The organism is Ramlibacter sp. (assembly GCF_035627355.1).
GTDB lineage: Bacteria > Pseudomonadota > Gammaproteobacteria > Burkholderiales > Burkholderiaceae_C > Ramlibacter.
Genome location: NZ_DASPLW010000059.1, coordinates 1 through 12,938, shown reverse-complemented (window position 1 = coordinate 12,938; position 12,938 = coordinate 1). Strand labels below are relative to the sequence as shown.

14 protein-coding genes are annotated in these 12,938 nt (G+C 71.2%); 11 read left to right on the top strand and 3 right to left on the bottom strand.

Annotation, left to right across the window (positions count from 1 at the left end; genetic code table 11):
• Positions 1 to 1,601: SMC family ATPase (locus VEC03_RS14365; protein WP_324916335.1), on the bottom strand; the 1,601-nt coding region annotated here is incomplete at its 3' end.
• Positions 1,598 to 2,761 carry an exonuclease SbcCD subunit D gene (locus VEC03_RS14360; protein WP_324916333.1) on the bottom strand — a complete coding sequence of 388 codons (1,164 nt, stop codon included), beginning with the start codon at positions 2,759 to 2,761 and terminating at the stop codon, positions 1,598 to 1,600. The genes VEC03_RS14360 and VEC03_RS14365, both read right to left, overlap by 4 nt.
• Before the next feature lie 568 nt (positions 2,762 to 3,329).
• Between VEC03_RS14360 and speE the strand changes: the two genes are divergently transcribed.
• Together speE and VEC03_RS14350 are read left to right on the top strand one after the other, a co-directional pair.
• Positions 3,330 to 4,562 carry a polyamine aminopropyltransferase gene (gene speE, locus VEC03_RS14355; protein WP_324916330.1) on the top strand — a complete coding sequence of 411 codons (1,233 nt, stop codon included), beginning with the start codon at positions 3,330 to 3,332 and terminating at the stop codon, positions 4,560 to 4,562.
• Positions 4,563 to 4,761: 199 nt separating this feature from the next.
• Complete coding sequence (locus VEC03_RS14350) at positions 4,762 to 5,895, top strand: ABC transporter substrate-binding protein (RefSeq protein WP_324916327.1); 1,134 nt, start codon at positions 4,762 to 4,764, stop codon at positions 5,893 to 5,895.
• Positions 5,896 to 5,931: 36 nt separating this feature from the next.
• Here the strand turns inward: VEC03_RS14350 and VEC03_RS14345 are convergent, their stop codons facing one another.
• A complete protein-coding gene (locus VEC03_RS14345) occupies positions 5,932 to 6,396 on the bottom strand; it encodes an SH3 domain-containing protein (protein WP_324916324.1) in 465 nt (154 codons plus the stop codon).
• A gap of 133 nt (positions 6,397 to 6,529) precedes the next feature.
• Here VEC03_RS14345 and VEC03_RS14340 point away from each other — a divergent pair, with 133 nt between their 5' ends.
• The 9 genes from VEC03_RS14340 to VEC03_RS14300 form a co-directional block, all read left to right on the top strand.
• Positions 6,530 to 7,315: an SDR family oxidoreductase gene (locus tag VEC03_RS14340; RefSeq protein WP_324916323.1), complete on the top strand. Its 786-nt coding sequence runs from the start codon at positions 6,530 to 6,532 to the stop codon at positions 7,313 to 7,315.
• Positions 7,316 to 7,332: 17 nt separating this feature from the next.
• Complete coding sequence (locus VEC03_RS14335) at positions 7,333 to 7,899, top strand: ABC transporter ATP-binding protein (protein ID WP_324916320.1); 567 nt, start codon at positions 7,333 to 7,335, stop codon at positions 7,897 to 7,899.
• A 213-nt stretch (positions 7,900 to 8,112) separates the two neighbouring features.
• The gene (locus VEC03_RS14330) at positions 8,113 to 8,814 is read left to right on the top strand and encodes a TerC family protein (RefSeq protein ID WP_324916317.1); all 702 of its coding nucleotides are present in this window, start codon (positions 8,113 to 8,115) and stop codon (positions 8,812 to 8,814) included.
• Between the two features lie 35 nt (positions 8,815 to 8,849).
• Positions 8,850 to 9,461 (top strand): hypothetical protein, encoded by a 612-nt coding sequence (locus VEC03_RS14325; RefSeq protein ID WP_324916315.1) that lies wholly within the window; start codon positions 8,850 to 8,852, stop codon positions 9,459 to 9,461.
• Positions 9,462 to 9,551: 90 nt separating this feature from the next.
• A complete protein-coding gene (locus VEC03_RS14320; RefSeq protein ID WP_324916312.1) occupies positions 9,552 to 10,469 on the top strand; it encodes a recombination-associated protein RdgC in 918 nt (305 codons plus the stop codon).
• A gap of 124 nt (positions 10,470 to 10,593) precedes the next feature.
• Positions 10,594 to 11,025, top strand: coding sequence for a DUF3597 domain-containing protein (locus VEC03_RS14315; protein ID WP_324916308.1), 432 nt, complete (start codon positions 10,594 to 10,596; stop codon positions 11,023 to 11,025).
• A gap of 7 nt (positions 11,026 to 11,032) precedes the next feature.
• Positions 11,033 to 11,599, top strand: coding sequence for a DUF937 domain-containing protein (locus tag VEC03_RS14310; RefSeq protein ID WP_324916306.1), 567 nt, complete (start codon positions 11,033 to 11,035; stop codon positions 11,597 to 11,599).
• 102 nt (positions 11,600 to 11,701) lie between these two features.
• Entirely contained in the window at positions 11,702 to 12,574 is an 873-nt protein-coding gene (locus VEC03_RS14305) for an SDR family NAD(P)-dependent oxidoreductase (protein ID WP_324916303.1), read from the top strand.
• Between the two features lie 112 nt (positions 12,575 to 12,686).
• The coding region (locus VEC03_RS14300; RefSeq protein WP_324916300.1) for a YbhB/YbcL family Raf kinase inhibitor-like protein at positions 12,687 to 12,938 on the top strand (252 nt) is incomplete at its 3' end.

The following is a 12,938-nucleotide window of genomic DNA, read 5'->3' as shown; positions in this document are numbered from 1 at the left end:
TCCTCGTCGGCGACGGCGGGCCCTTGCGCATGGGCGGGCGCGGGGTGCTCGTGCGAGCCGCACACCGGGCAGGCCTCGCCCTCGGCCAGCTCGCGCGCCAGCCGGGCCGACTGCCCGGCCAGCCAGCGGTGCCACGTGGTCTCGCGCGCCTGCCGCGTCGCCTGGACCTGGGCCTGGGCCGCCTCCACACGCGTGCCCTGCTCGTGGACCCGCGCTGCGGCCTGCTCGCAGTGCCGCAGCACCTGCTGGAGTTGCGTGGCCTGCCGCTCGCGTTGCCGGGCCTGGTCGAGCGCCATCTGCGCCGCCGCCAGCGAGGCGGCCAGCGGACGCTGCGCCTCGATCGCGGCCTGCAGCTGCGCCAGTGAATCGGCGGCCCGCGTCGCAGCGTCGGCGGCAGCTTGCGCGGCCTGCGCCGCTTGCCGCTGCTGCGTGGCGGCGCCGCTGTAGCCGGTACGCGCCTGGGCCAGCGCCGTCACGCGATCCTTCGCTGCTTCGAGTTGCGCGATGCGTTCGCCCAGGCGCTCGATCTCGCCGGCGTGCGCGGCCTGGCGTTGCTGCTCGCTGCGGGCCTGCTCGTCCTGCACGCGCGCCGCCGCGAGTTGCGCCTGCCGCTGGCCCGCAACGGATTGCGTCTGCACCAGGGATTGCTGCGCCTCTTGCAACGCCTGGTGCCAGGGGCGCAGGCCTGCGGCCTGCCGCGCCGCGGCCAGCTGGGCACGGCGCTCGGTCCATTGCGGCGCCTGGCCGTCCAGCGCCGCCGCTTCCGCCTGCGCCGTGTCGAGTTCGGCGAAGTGCTGCGCCGCCTGCCGGCCGGCGGTGAGCTGCGCCTCCGCCGCTCGGGCCGCCTGCAGCGCGGCCTGCTCCTGCTGCTGCAAGGCCGCCAGAGCGGCGGTTTGCGCAGCTTGCCGGTCCTGCAGTTCCTGCGGGTCGGCAGCGCCGGCCTGCGCCAGCAGCGTGGCGCGCCGGGTGCGGCAGGCCTCCAGCTGCGAGTCCAGTTCCGAGGCCGCGCGCTTGAGCGCTTCCTCGATGCGCTTGTACAGCTCGGTGCCGAACAGTACCTGCAGGATCTTCTCGCGCTCGACCGAGCTGCTCTTGAGGAATTCGAAGAAGCGCCCCTGCGGCAGCACGATCACCTGGCGGAACTGGCGGCTCTCGAAGCCGAGGAGTTGCACCACCTGTTCGGTGACCCGCGTCCAGCCGCTGGCCAGCACCTCCTCCTGCATCGCATCGCCTTCGCCCTGCAGCCGGTGCAGCTCCGCCTGCGCGGCCTGTCGCACCTGGCCGCCGCCGCGGCGCGCCGGCCGCATCTGTTCCGGCACGCGCAGCACGCGGTAGCGCTGCTCGCCGAGCTGGAAGTCGAAGCGCACCCGGGTGAGCCGGTCGGGCGCCGCATGGTGGCTGCGCATCTGCGCGCCATCGCGCTCGCCGCCGGAGCTGTCGCCGAACAGCGCGAAGCACATCGCGTCCAGGATGCTGGTCTTGCCCGAACCGGTGGGCCCGTGGATCAGGAAGAAGGTCTTGCCGCCCAGCTGGGCGAAGTCGACCAGCTGCGTGCCCGCGAACGGGCCGAAGGCGTCCATTTCAAGGCGCAGCGGCTTCATGCGCCCTCCCCGTCCTGCTGGGCACGGATCACCGGCTGCGCGCAAGACTGGAAGGCCTGCAGCTGCGCATCGGCCAGCTCCTCGCCCTGCATGTCGCGCCAGAAGCCCTTGAACAGCTCGGCCGGATCCAGCCGGCGGTGGTCGCGCGCCGCCGGCGCCGTACCGTTCCCCGCGGCCGCCTCGTGGCGCGCGAAACGGATCTCCATCAGGTTGGGATAGGCCTCGCGCAGCCGGCCCATGGGATCGAACACCGGGCCGGGATCGGCCAGGTGGGCGCTGAGGTAGTCCTCGCGCGGGCCGTTGGCATCGCGCCCGTCCAGCAGCTGTTGCAGCGTGCCGCGGATCACCCGCACGTCGCGGCGCGCGGACAGGCGATGCTCGGCGACTTCGCAGCGGCCGTCGGTGCCGACGCGCACCACCGACACGCTCTTGTCGTGCCCGGCTTCCTGGAACGAGTACTTGAGCAGGCTGCCGCTGTAGCGCACGCGGCCGGCCGCGTCGGCCTGCTGCGGCCGGTGCAGGTGGCCGAGCGCGACGTAGTCGAAGCCGGCGAAGGTGTCGGCCGGCACCGCGCCGGAACCGCCGACGCTGAGCGGGCGCTCGGACTCCGATTCGCTGCCGCCGGCCACGAAGGCGTGGCCCACCAGCACGTTGCGCCGGCCCGGCTCGAACGAGGCGCGTACCCGCCCGAGCACGTGCGCCATGGCGCTGGCGTGGTCGCTGACCGCCTCGCCGCCGGCCAGCCCGCGGGCGAAGGCCGGCTCCACGTAGGGCAGCGGGTGGAAGGCGACTTCCTGCCCGTTTCCGCCGAGCACCACCGGTGCGAAGTGATCCAGCCCGCCGCGCACGAACAGGCGCTGGCGCTCCAGGATGCGCCCGGAGAAGCCGATGCGCTCGGCGCTGTCGTGGTTGCCGGCGATCAGGATCACGGCGATGCCGTGCTTCACGATGAGCTGCTCCAGCGTGTCGCCCAGCAGCGCGACGGCCTCGGCCGGCGGCACCGCGCGGTCGTAGATGTCGCCGGCGACCACCACGGCGTCCACCTGCTCCTCGGCGGCCAGCTCCACCAGCTGCTGCAGCACGTGGTGCTGGTCGTCCAGCAGCGAGGCGCCGTGGAACCAGCGGCCCAGGTGCCAGTCGGCGGTGTGGAGGAATTTCATGGAGCGCCTTCGATCGCTTGCAGGATGCGGATGCTGGTGCGTGCGAGGCTCACCAGGCGAGCCTGCGGCGGGGACGGGGCAGCGAGGAGCTCATGGGTACTGCAGGGCGCGCGCAGCTCAGCGGCACGCCGGCCGATTATGGGCCGCCAAGCCCGGCGATGGCGGCGCGGAGCCTGCCAGTTCATGAGCTTATTGCCCACCGCCTATACTTGGGCTCATGTCCACCCGCGCTGCGCTGTCCAAGACCGCTGCCAGCGCTTCCATGCGTCGCATGGAAGCGTTGCTGCCCGCGCGCGCGTTTTGCACGACCCATAAACCACTTCACTGCCTGGCCGCACTTTCCCCGGCCCGGCGGTTGCATTGACCACGTCACACGCACACCATTGACCGTCGGGCCTGCACCAGGTGCGGTATCGATTCGGTCCGGGTAACCGGCCGCGGTTGACAGGAGTGCTTCGATGATTGCAATGCGCCAGGTCGGCTCGTGCACGGCCCAGGACCCCCGACGTTTTTCCACCTGCCACGCGGCGTCACCGCTGTGGGGCAACCGACCCGAAGGACGCTGACGATGGAAGGCCTGCACCTCACCGCCGATCTCTACGACTGCGCCTGCGACGCCGCGCTGATGACCGATGCCGATCGGCTCGCGCAGCTGTGCAGCTCGCTCACGGTCGCTGCCGGATTGACGGAGGTCGCCCAGCGCTGGCACACCTTCCCCGACTACCAGGGGCAGCCCGGCGGCGTCACCGGCACGCTGCTGCTGGCCGAATCGCACCTGGCGGTCCACACCTGGCCGGAGCGCAGGGCCGTGACGCTGGACGTCTATGTCTGCAACTTCACCGACGACAACTCGGGCAAGGCACGCGACCTGATCGGCGGCCTGCAGCAGACCTTCCAGCCCGGGCGCGCGCAGCGCCAGCAACTGCAGCGCGGCGGCGAGGTCACCGGCAGCAGCGAGACCGAGCTGGTGCTGGAGCCGCTGAACGAACAGAGCGTGTTCGGCTTCCGCTTCGACCGGCGACTGCTGTCCACCCGCACGGCGTACCAGCAGCTGGAGCTGCTGGAGTCCCGGCAGCTCGGGCGCACGCTGCGGCTGGACGGGCGCTTCATGACCTCGGAGGCTGACGAATTCTTCTACCACGAGGCCCTGGTGCATCCGGCCGCCGTGGCGCATCCGTCCCCTGAGCGCGTGCTGATCCTGGGCGGCGGCGACGGGGGCGCGGCCGAGGAAGTGCTCAAGCATCCGTCGGTGCAGCACGTCACGCTGGTGGACCTGGACCCCGCCGTGGTCGAGGTCGCCCGGCGCGAGCTCCCGGCCATCCACCGCGGCTCGCTGGACGACGAACGCGTGCAGGTGCTGTGCGAGGACGGCGACGCCTTCGTGCGCAGGACCGACGAACTGTTCGACCTGGTGCTGCTGGACCTGACCGACCCCGAGACGCCGGCCGGGCCCATGTACACGAGCGACTTCATGCAGGCCGTGCGGCGCGTGCTGGCACCCGGCGGTGCGGTGGTGCTGCACCTGGGCGCACCCTTCTACGAGCGCGCGCAGGTGCGCCGGCTGCTGGCCACGCTGAAGGCGGCCTTCCGCAAGGTGTCGCCCTACGGCGTGCACATCCCGTTGTACGGTGCGTACTGGGGGCTGGCGGTCGCCTCGGACGACCTGGACCCGACGCTGGTGTCGCCTCCCGAGGTCGCTGCGCGCCTGCACCAGCGCGGCGTCGGCGACCTGCAGTACTACAACGCGCAGGTGCACGGCGCACTGTTCGCGCTGCCGAACTTCTACCGGGAACTGGCCTAGCGGCCGGCAGCAGGAACAGCAGGCGGCTCCGCGGCCGCCTGCCGCAACCGCTTGCGCGCAAACCGGATCGCCGCAGCGGAAACATGTCGCAGTCCTGTCGCATCGCGCAGGCACGTAGAACTACCTAAAAGCATTCACCCATGACAGCCGGGCCGGCGGTCCCCAGACTGGGACGCCTACCCAGCTTCCGGTGAATCGCATGACCCGTCCCTTCCGCGCCGCCCGCCTGCTCGCCGTGGCCTGCACCGCGCTGGCCGCGCTCGCCGCGCAGGCCGACATCGTCATCGGCCAGGTCGCGCCGCTCTCCGGCGTGCTGGGCAGCACCGGCAAGCAGATGGTGGTCGGCGGGGACATCTACTTCCGGCACGTCAATGCCAACGGCGGCGTGCACGGCCAGGCCATCAAGGTGCTGGTGGCCGACGACGGCTACAAGGTGCCCGAGACGGTGCGCCTGACGAAGGAGATGCTGGACAAGCCCGAGGTGGTGGCGCTGTACGGCTTCGCCGGCACCTCCAACATCTCGCAGCTGCTGGCCGACAGGGTGCTGGAACAGGGCGGCGCGGCGCTGGTGGCGCCCTACACCGGCGGCGAGCCGCTGCGCAGCCCCTTCAACCCCTGGATCTTCCACGTGCGCGCCGGCTACGCCGACGAGGCCGAGCACATGGTGGCGCAGCTCACCACGCTGGGCATGAACCGCATCGCGGTGATGTACCAGGACGACGGCTTCGGCCAGGCGGGGCTGGCCGGGGTGGAAGCCGCCGTTGCCCGGCGCAAGCTGGAACTGGTGGCCAAGGCCGGCTACGAGCGCAACACCGACAAGGTGTCCGATGCCGTCAAGGCGATCAAGGCCGCCGACCCGCAGGCCATCATCATGGTCGCCATCAACAAGCCCGCCGCGGCCTTCGTCAAGCAGTACCGCGAGGCCGGCGGCGGCGCGCAGCTGTTCAACATCTCGGTGGTGGACCCGGCCGAGATCGTCAAGCTGGCCGGCGTGAAGCATGCGCACGGGCTGGGCATCAGCCAGGTCGTGCCCTACCCCTACACGCCCAAGCTGCCCGCGATCCGCGAGTACCAGCAGCTGCTGAAGAAGTACGCGCCCGGGGAGCACGTCAACTACACCTCGTTCGAGCAGTTCCTGGGCGCCAAGGTGCTGGTCGAGGGCCTGCGCCGCGCCGGCCCCAACCCGACCCGGGCCAAGGTGATCAAGGCGCTGGAGAGCATCAGCAACTTCGACCTGGGCGGCCTGATGGTGAGCTACGGGCCGCAGGCGCGGGTCGGCTCCCAGTTCGTCGAGGTGACGGTGATCGGGGCCGGCGGCAGGCTGCTGAAGTAGGGCCTCAGGGCGCGACCGCCGGGTGGCGGCGAGGCATCACCCGCCCCACAGCAGCTTGCGGGCGATCCATGCCTTGCGGTCGTCCTCGCCCTGCACCCGCACCCAGGACTTGCGCTTCTCCAGCACCTGGAACACGTCGCCATAGCGGGCCTGGCCGAGCACGCGATAGCGCGTGCCCGGGCCGGAGCGCAGGTTCGCGCGCGAGGACTTGACGATGGTGTGCGGCGTGCTGCTGGTCAGGCTGCGCGCCACCCAGCCCTTGTCGTTCTCGAAATCGACCACCCGCAGCCAGCTGCCCTTGCGCTGCAGCACCTTGAGCGGGTAGCCCGAGCCGAGCCGCCACAGCACTTCCGACCGCTTGGAGGGGCCCGCGCGCATGTTCACGTTGTCCCCGTCGACGCTCACCAGTTCCCGGGGAGTGGCGGTTCCCACCGAGGCGACGGCCAGTGCGGCCAGGAGCGTGAAGGTGCGGATCGATGTCGCCAGGCGATGCAGTTTCATGGTGCCGAGGTCTCCTTTCAAGACAGGGGCGACCGGTTGGCCCGGCCATAAGTTCCCCGGAAGCGGGCGTGGCGTCAGCTTCGCGCCGACAATGCACGGCCATCGACCCACCCACACACAGGCAGGAGCGGACATGGACCTGGGACTCGTCGACAAGCATGTGCTGGTCACGGGCGGCACGCGCGGCATCGGGCTGGCCTGCGCGCGGCTGTACCTGGCCGAAGGGGCTCGCGTGACCGTCTGCGGGCGGACGGCGGCCTCGTGCGAGGCCGCTGCCACGCAGCTGGTCGCGGGCGAGCGCCTGGTGGCCGTCCCCGCCGACGTCGGTGATCCGGCGGCCGTGCAGCGGCTGGCCGACGAGGCCGAGCGCCGGCACGGGCCGCTGGACATCCTTGTCAACTGCGCTGGCGCCGCGGCCCGCCGACCCTTCGCCGAGCTCGATGCCGCGGCCTGGCATGCCGCGATGGAGGCGAAGTTCCACGCCTACATGAACGTGGTCGACGTCGTGGTCAAGCGCATGGCGGCGCGCCGGCAAGGGGCCATCGTCAACGTGGTCGGCATGGGCGGGAAGTTCCCCACGCCCATCCACCTGGCGGGCGGCGCGGCGAACGCGGCCCTCATGCTGGCCACGGCCGGCCTGGCGGCGGCCTACGCGCCCAGCGGGATCCGGGTCAACGCCGTCAATCCCACGCTGACGGCCACGGACCGGATGAACGAAGGGCTGGCGGCCCAGGCGCGGCAGGACGGCATCAGCGTCGAGGAAGCGCTGCGGCGCTCGGCCTCGAAGATGCCGCTCGGGCGCATCGCGACGCCGGAGGAAGTCGCCGACGTGGTCGTCTTCCTCAGTTCGGCTCGGGCCTCGTACGTCTCGGGCGCGATCCTGAACGTCGACGGCGCGAGTTCGCCCTCGGTGGTGTGAGACCCGGCGCATCGATGATGGGGCTGCTCCCGCTTCCGCCCGGCCTGCTCGCCGTGACCGGCGACGAAGGCACCGGGAAGACCCGCCTTCTGCGACACCTGGCCGGCGACCTTCCGGCGCCGCCCGGATCGGCGCCGCGCGCCGATGCGCTCTGGCTCGACCTGTCCCTGCCGGCACAGGACCAGCAGACGCCGCACCAGGCCTGGGACGCGCTGCGGCAGCGCTGCCGGGGCTGGAACGCCTCACTGCAGCAGGACCTGGCCGACGCGCTGGGCCTGGATCCCCACCTGGACAAGCGGCTGTTCATGCTGTCCACCGGCAGCCGGCGCAAGGTGGCCCTGGTCGGGCTGCTGGCAAGCGGCGCCACGGTCACCTGCCTGGACCATCCCTTCGCTGCGCTGGACGGCCCCTCGGCCCGGGTCGTCCGCGAGTTCCTCGCCGACATGGCCGACCACCCGTCCCGCACCTGGGTGGTCGCGGACTACGTGGCCGATCCGCGGCTGCCGTGGCGGCGGGTGCTTTCCCTGGATAGGCACGGGAGCGAGGTCCTGTGCTCTAATCCGTCCCCTGACGAAGGGGAGTAGCTCCCCGGCGCGCTGCCTCCCGCAGCCGCCGATCGGCGTGTCGTCAATACGGGGCCGCAAGGCCCCCGGTTCGCCGGGCCCGACTTCCACCAGCAAGCCGAGCAAGACCTTCGACCGCGGCCCCCGCACCGGGCCCGATCGAGTCCTGCCGCGCCGGCGTGCGTGCTCGTTCCCCGGTGCCGGGTCCATCCCACGACACGACCTGGAGCTCACATGGAACTGTTCTCGACCGCCTGGTTCTCGGCCCTACTGGCGATCATCCTGATCGACCTGGTGCTGGCCGGCGACAACGCCATCGTCATCGCGCTCGCTGCGCGCAACCTCCCCTCCCACCTGCGCCGCCGCGCCATCGTGTGGGGCACCGCCGGGGCCATCGCGGTGCGCTCGGTGATGACCATCGGCGTGGTCTGGCTGCTCAAGATCCCGGGCCTGATGCTGGTCGGCGGCCTGGGCCTGCTGTGGATCGCCTACCAGCTGCTGGCGCAAGGCGAGGACGAGGGCGAGCACGGCCCCGCCGCCACGACCTTCTGGGGCGCGATGAAGACCATCATCGTGGCCGATGCGCTGATGGGCGTGGACAACGTGCTGGGCGTGGCAGGGGCCGCGCACGGCTCGTTCGACCTGGTGATCATCGGCCTGCTGGTCAGCATCCCCATCGTGGTGTTCGGCAGCTCGGTCGTGCTCAAGCTGGTCGACCGCTTCCCCATCATCATCCAGGCCGGCGCCGCCGTGCTGGCCTTCACCGCCGCCAAGATGATCGTCGGCGAGCCGCTGCTCGACGCGGTGTTCGACCCGCCGTCCGCCCTGCACACGGCGCTGCGCTGGTCGGTGTATGCCGCAGGCATCGCGGGCGTGCTGGGAGCCGGCTGGCTGTCCACGCGGCGGCGCCAGCTGCGCGCCACAGCGCAGGAGTGATCGAGGCCCCCCCGCCGGCCCGGTAGCATCGGAGGGTGGATCTCTTTCTCAACCTCCTGCTGGCGCTGGCCGCCGGCTGGATGATCAAGTCCCGGGTCCAGCAGCAGCGCATCGCCCTGCTGGCCCGCTATCTCTCCCGCTTCAGCATCGAGAAGCACATCGAAGCCGTGATGCAGGGCTACCAGCGCGCGCTCGGCGAGGACGAGCCCGGTCGGCGCGAGCAGATCTGGCAGCTGCTGCAAGGCCAGGAGCAGGCGCTGTGCCGGCAGGCCCTGCAACTGGCGAACGACTTCGGGGCGGCCGACGCCGCGGCCACGCGCGTGAGCAAGCTGCCGTTCTGGCTGCCGTTCGCGTCGCGCCTGCCGGCTTCCTTCGACATGCGCGAGGCGCTGCGCGTGCATGCGCGCGGCATCTGCCGGGCGGTCGAGGGCCAGCCCGGTGCGTCGGCACGCGACCGCGCCTACGCGATCTCGGCCGAACTGTTGCTGTTGCAGCACACCTGCCACTGGTTCTGCCGATCCAGGTGGATCGCCTCGGCCCGCATGCTCTCGCGCCACCGCACCTCGTACGAACAGGCCCTCGCATCGGTGCTGCCGCAGACGCGCACGGAGTACCTGCAGCTGGTGGCGCTGGGCGGTCGCGGCTAGCACGGCTGCCGAGTTTGCAACCACATGCACGCGGCCCGGACGGGGCGCCTGCAGCAGCGAGAATGCGGGCCCCACTCATCCGTAGTCCGCATGCCGCTTTTCAAGAACATCGTCGTCTATCGCATCGGTCCTGACTGGACGCCCCCCGCGTTCGAACGGCTGGAGGCCGAACTCCAGCGCCTCGCGTTCCAGCCCTGCGGCCCCACGCAGGAGCTTTCGGCCGGCTGGGTGCCGCCGCGCGGCCAGGAACATGGGGCGATGGTGGAGAGCGTCGGCGGCCAGTGGATCCTGAAGCTGGCGGTGGAGCGCAAGAGCGTGCCCAGTGGCGCCGTGCGCGCGGAACTGGACGCGCGCTGCAGGGCGATCGAGGCCGAGCGCGGCCGCAAGCCGGGACGCAAGGAGAAGTCGGAGATCAAGGACGAGATCGTCCGCACGCTGCTGCCGCGCGCCTTCAGCAAGCACGCGGCGCACGTGCTGTGGCTGGACCTGCAGGCGCGATCGCTGGTGATAGGCGCCGGCAGCATGAAGGCGGCGGAGCCGGTGGTCCGGCAGCTGGTGGACGTGATGGCCGACCTCGGCCACGTGCTGCCGCTGGCACCGATCGCGACCTCGCTCGCGCCCGCCACCGCCATGGCCGAATGGCTCACGAGCAAGCAGGCGCCCGAAGGCTTCTCGATCGACCGCGACCTGGAGCTGAAGAACGCCGGCGAGGAGAAGTCGGTGGTGCGCTATGCCCGCCATAACCTCGAGCTGGACGAGATCGGCCAGCACATCCAGGAGGGCAAGCTGCCGACGCAGCTCGCGCTCACGTGGAACGACAAGGTGTCCTTCGTGCTCACCGAACAGCTGGCGATCCGCAAGATCGACATCCGCGACGTCGACGACGCGCCCAAGGGCGAGGACGGCTTCGACGCCGATGCGGCCATCGCGACCGGGGAGCTCTCGGAGCTGCTGCCGGAATTGCTGGCGTCGCTCGGCGGCGAGCTCGCCGAGCCGGCCGCGGGCTGACCGCGGGCCCGCGCAGGGCCGCGAAACGTCTGGTCACCCCGGCTCTGCGGTTTCCTGCCTAGGATGAAGCCGCTCCCACGGCCTGGTCCTGGGCTTCTCAATCTCGATCGACAAAGGAGTGCACATGGGTTTCTTCAGCAAGATCCTGGACAAGCTGGGTTTCGACGCCGGCGCGAGCAAGGTGGAAGCGATGCTCAAGACACCGGTGCCGCCGGCACCCGCGGCCTCGGCACCCGCCGCCGCCCCGGTAGCCGCACCGGCGCCGGTTTCCGCACCGGCTCCCGCGCCGGCGAAGACGGTGGACGTCTCTGCGATCCTGGAGCAGAAGGCCGCCGCCAATCCGCAGAAGCTGAACTGGCGCACCTCCATCGTCGACCTGCTGAAGCTGCTGGACATCGACAGCAGCCTGCAGGCACGCAAGGAACTGGCGACCGAGCTCGGTTGCCCGGCCGAGCTGATGGGCGACTCCGCGAAGATGAACATGTGGCTGCACAAGGCCGTCATGCAGAAGCTGGCGGCCAACGGCGGCAAGGTGCCGGCCGAGCTGCTGGACTGAGGCCGCCATGGACATCACCGATCTGCTGTCTCAAACCGGCGGGCTGGACTCCATCGCCCGCGACCTGGGCATCAGTCCGCAACAGGCCGCCAGCGGTGCCAGCGCGCTGGCGCCGGCGATCCTGGGCGGCTTCCAGAAGCGCGCGCAGGAGCCGGCAACCGCCGGCGGTGGCCTGCCCGACCTGCTGTCCTCGCTCGGCGGCGGCGGCCTGCTGGAGCAGTTGCTTTCGCCCGCGCCCACCGGCACCGGTGCGGGCAACCAGGTGCTGGGCCAGATCTTCGGCTCCAAGGACGTCAGCCGCGCGGTGGCCCAGGACGCAGCGGGCAAGAGCGGCCTGGACGCAGACCTGCTGAAGAAGATGCTGCCGCTGCTGGCGATGGCGGTCACCGGCCTGCTCGCCAAGGGCCAGGCGGGGAGCAGCGGCGGCGGCCTGGGCGGCCTGCTGGGCGGCCTGCTCGGCGGCGGTTCGACGCCCGGTGGCGGGCTGGGCGGGCTGGGCGGGCTGCTCGATGCCAACGGCGACGGCAATCCGCTCGACGACGTGCTGCGCATGGCGGGCAAGCTCGGCCGCTAGCTGTCCTCCTTTCGACAGGAACCGGCCGGGTCGACCGGCGACAATGGCAGAGCTGCAGCGACAGCTGCCCTTGTCGACACACATTCCCGGAGGTTTCCTGTCATGTCCATCCGATTCGAAGGCCGCGTAGCAATCGTCACCGGTGCCGGCGGCGGGCTGGGCCGCGAGCATGCGCTCGCGCTGGCCGCGCGCGGCGCCAAGGTGGTGGTGAACGACCTGTCGGCGGCCGATCGCGTCGTCGCCGAGATCCGCGCGGCAGGCGGCGAGGCGATCGCCAGCAACGCCTCGGTGACCGACTTCGACGCGGTGCAGGCCATGGTGGCGCAAGCGGTGCAGGCCTGGGGCCGGGTCGACATCCTGGTCAACAACGCCGGCATCCTGCGCGACAAGACCTTCGCCAAGATGGACCTGGCCGACTTCCGGCTGGTGCTGGACGTGCACCTGATGGGATCGGTCCACTGCACCAAGGCGGTGTGGGACCTCATGCGCGAGCAGAAGTACGGCCGCATCATCATGACCACCTCGTCCACCGGCCTGTACGGCAACTTCGGCCAGACCAACTACGCCGCCGCCAAGCTGGCCCTGGTGGGCTTCATGCAGACGCTGGCGCTGGAAGGCGAGAAGTACGGCATCCACGTGAACAGCATCGCGCCGACCGCGCACACGCAGATGACCGAGGGCCTGATGCCGGCCGAGGTGCTGGCCAAGCTCAAGCCCGCGGCGGTGACGCCCGCCGTGCTCTACCTGGCCAGCGAGGAAGCGCCCACCCGCGCCATCCTGTGCGCCGGCGCGGGCACCTTCGAGCGCGCCTACATCACGCTGACCCAGGGCGTGCACCTCGGCACCGGGGCGGATACGCCCGAGCGCGTCGCGGCGCAAATCGCTGCGATTTCCGACCGGTCGGGTGACATGGTTCCCGGCGCGGGCTCGGCCCAGGGCGCCAACGAGATCAGCAAGGCCGCCGCAGCGGGCTGACGATAGCGCCTGGCCGCCCTCGTCGCGAGGGCTGGCTCTCGCGCCCGGGTCCCCACGGCCCGCGGGGATGCCGCCAATAATGCGGTTTCAACCCACCGACAGGAGGACCCCCATGGCCCTGGCTCTCAGCAGCCCCGACTTCGCCGAGCAGGACACCCTGCCCAAGGATTTCGTGCACAGCGCGATGGGCGCCGGCGGACAGAACGTCTCGCCCGCGCTGCGATGGAGCGGTGCACCCGAAGGCACGAAAAGCTTCGCGCTGACGATGTACGACCCCGACGCGCCCACCGGCTCGGGCTGGTGGCACTGGGTGGTCTACGACATCCCCGCCAACGCGACCGAACTGCCGCGCGGCGCCGGCGCC

Bases quoted from the DNA above. Each gene is read 5' to 3' on its own strand.
- VEC03_RS14345 (WP_324916324.1), bottom strand. From the start codon at position 6,396: ATGAAACTGCATCGCCTGGCGACATCGATCCGCACCTTCACGCTCCTG.
- VEC03_RS14340 (WP_324916323.1), top strand. From the start codon at position 6,530: ATGGACCTGGGACTCGTCGACAAGCATGTGCTGGTCACGGGCGGCACG.
- VEC03_RS14350 (WP_324916327.1), top strand. From the start codon at position 4,762: ATGACCCGTCCCTTCCGCGCCGCCCGCCTGCTCGCCGTGGCCTGCACC.
- VEC03_RS14330 (WP_324916317.1), top strand. From the start codon at position 8,113: ATGGAACTGTTCTCGACCGCCTGGTTCTCGGCCCTACTGGCGATCATC.
- VEC03_RS14360 (WP_324916333.1), bottom strand. From the start codon at position 2,761: ATGAAATTCCTCCACACCGCCGACTGGCACCTGGGCCGCTGGTTCCAC.
- speE (WP_324916330.1), top strand. From the start codon at position 3,330: ATGGAAGGCCTGCACCTCACCGCCGATCTCTACGACTGCGCCTGCGAC.
- VEC03_RS14315 (WP_324916308.1), top strand. From the start codon at position 10,594: ATGGGTTTCTTCAGCAAGATCCTGGACAAGCTGGGTTTCGACGCCGGC.
- VEC03_RS14320 (WP_324916312.1), top strand. From the start codon at position 9,552: ATGCCGCTTTTCAAGAACATCGTCGTCTATCGCATCGGTCCTGACTGG.
- VEC03_RS14305 (WP_324916303.1), top strand. From the start codon at position 11,702: ATGTCCATCCGATTCGAAGGCCGCGTAGCAATCGTCACCGGTGCCGGC.
- VEC03_RS14310 (WP_324916306.1), top strand. From the start codon at position 11,033: ATGGACATCACCGATCTGCTGTCTCAAACCGGCGGGCTGGACTCCATC.
- VEC03_RS14335 (WP_324916320.1), top strand. From the start codon at position 7,333: ATGGGGCTGCTCCCGCTTCCGCCCGGCCTGCTCGCCGTGACCGGCGAC.